General features: G+C 41.8%; 2 protein-coding genes and 1 pseudogene. All 3 read right to left on the reverse strand.

What is annotated here, in order from left to right:
- The coding region (locus QZN27_RS09855; protein WP_296787062.1) for a DEAD/DEAH box helicase at positions 1-431 on the reverse strand (431 nt) is incomplete at its 3' end.
- 213 nt (positions 432-644) lie between these two features.
- Positions 645-2,006, reverse strand: coding sequence for a Mur ligase family protein (locus QZN27_RS09860; protein WP_296787063.1), 1,362 nt, complete (start codon positions 2,004-2,006; stop codon positions 645-647).
- A pseudogene (locus QZN27_RS09865) lies at positions 1,999-2,372 on the reverse strand (UDP-N-acetylmuramoylalanine--D-glutamate ligase); the annotation flags it as partial. The pseudogene QZN27_RS09865 and the gene QZN27_RS09860, both read right to left, overlap by 8 nt.

The following is a 2,372-nucleotide window of genomic DNA, read 5'->3' on the forward strand; positions in this document are numbered from 1 at the left end:
ACACCATGATGGCATTCGTCGAAAACGATTAAGGACACATTGCTCAAATCATATCTTCCGTTTAACAAATCGGATTCGACTGTTTGAGGTGTTGCTGATATGATTCTTGACTCTTCCCATCTTTTAACCCTTTCATCTGTTTTAACAGCACCTGTAATTGAGCTGCAAGGCAGGGTGATGAATTCCTTGAAACTTTCCTCATGCTGTATGGCCAATGGTTTTGACGGTGCAAGAACAAGAACCTTTGAATTTTTAACTTTATTTAATCTGTCTGCAGCTACAAGAATGGCTACAATTGTCTTACCTAACGCAGTAGGTGCAACAACCATAGTATTTCCTTTTTTTAATACATCTCCTGCAAGAATCTGCTGATATAACCTTGATTCGATTGCATCTTTTTTGAGTAAAGGATGATTTATGTAGCTTGCCATAATATCATATTAATTTCATTTAATATTAAAAGGTTAAGAGAGAGCATTTGAAAAGTAATATGTTTTCCCTCCCTTTTTTGTGCAATTCAATACTGACCTTGAGAGGTCATTGCATTATTAAGAAAAATTATAATTCAAAAACAATATCCTTGAATTTTGTGGCGGCTTCGCCAATGGCTATCACCATTTCACAGTCAAGGTTTAAAGCTTTTCTCAAACCGTCACGAACTTCATCTTCTGAAGCGCCCAGGGTTCCTGTCTTTTCAAAGTCATCGACATGTGTGAAGCCCTTGAGGCAGGCACAATGAACTTTGAGAATTTCAAAACGCTGTTGAATATGTCAATGTCACCGACCTCGCCTGATTCGGAAGACACAGTTATCACTGTTGTAAAGTCCCCGAATAGCTTTTTGAATTCCTTCAGCACTGTTTCAACGCCTGCTGGATTGTGGGCATAGTCAACGAAAATGTCCTTGCCCTTAACCTTGCCGACCTCTTCCATTCTTCCGCTTACACCAGAGAAACTGGCGATGGTAGGCAATATTTTTTCATAAGGCAGGTCCAGAAATTCATGAGCCGCAATGATTACTCCTGTGATATTGTAGACATTGTGAAGCCCATCCACTCCCATCTTGACTGTCAGTTTTTCAGTCGGAGTGTGCAGGTCGAATGTCCTGTTTGCCAAATCAACGTTTGTGGCAATATAGTCTACCTGAGGGGTTGTGACTCCGCATTGGCAGAAGTAATATCCGCAACCTGAAATTATTTCCTTTACAGCAACTTCACGTCCGCAGACACATTCCTTCATGCCTATTGAATCCGGAAGCTCATCAACACCGAATGTAATCACTTCACCCTTGAAATCAAGTTCGCGAAGCAAACCGATGATTGTCGGGTCATGTCCGTTGACAATCAGCTGTCCGATTCCCAATTCCTTTATGAATTCGCCCTTGACGTTTGCATAATCCATGAAGCTTCCAAGGTCATTCAAATGGTCAGGAGTGATGTTTGTAATCAGTCCGCTTGACATGCCGGTGTGTTTCACTATCCTTCCAACGGTTCCCGGAACTCCGAAGGTTCCTACCTCCAGTATTCCCACATCACCATTCAATCTTGACTGCAGAATTGGAATGAACTCGGCATTGCCCTGCATTCCTTCAAGGTCATGTTCGCATGGCTTTATTCCGTTGTCATATGCAATCATCTTCAGGAGTGTGGTTGAGGTTGTCTTGCCGTTGGTTCCGGTTATTCCGAACACAGGCTTTTCAGGCCTGATCATTTCAATGACCTCCTCCAGACTCAAAATCGGCTTTTTGCAATTCTTGATTACTTCGGCATCTGCCGGTAAGCTTAAAGGTGGAATAACGTAATCAGCTTTTTTAAAAAATGTATCAGGAGTGTTTCCGTAAAAGACTTCAATGTCATAACCTTCCAGGGATTTAGCGAATCTGCAGTCTTTCTTAAATGCAAGGTCTGTTCCTACAACATCATATCCCCTTTGCTTAAGTACTCTTGCTATCAGGTTTCCGTTTGCTCCGCAAACTCCGATGACTCCGAAGGTAGTATTCTTATTCATACTTTCTACTCCCGTCCTTAAGTCCCTTCATAATCTTGTTTAGTATATTGACCCTATCAAATGATATGAGCGGTCCCATATGCAATATGATATCTCCGGGTTCAGAGTATTTAAATGACAGTTCAGCGGCCTCTTCAAGGGTATCGGTTGCAACCTTTATCATCTTTTCATTGGTTATCGCATCCAAAATCTCATAGGCAATGTGAATTTCAGTCTTTTGAATGGACTCGTCGAAACCGCTTGCAAGCACCGCCTTGATGTTGTCGTATTCATCAAGAATGCGACCGACTTCAGCCTTGTCCCTCACCCAGGATGTGTCAAAGTGATCTAAAAATACCACAAGGCTTTCACCTTCAAAATAATCCA

It is taken from the genome of uncultured Methanobrevibacter sp. (genome assembly GCF_900316895.1).
Taxonomy (GTDB): domain Archaea; phylum Methanobacteriota; class Methanobacteria; order Methanobacteriales; family Methanobacteriaceae; genus Methanocatella.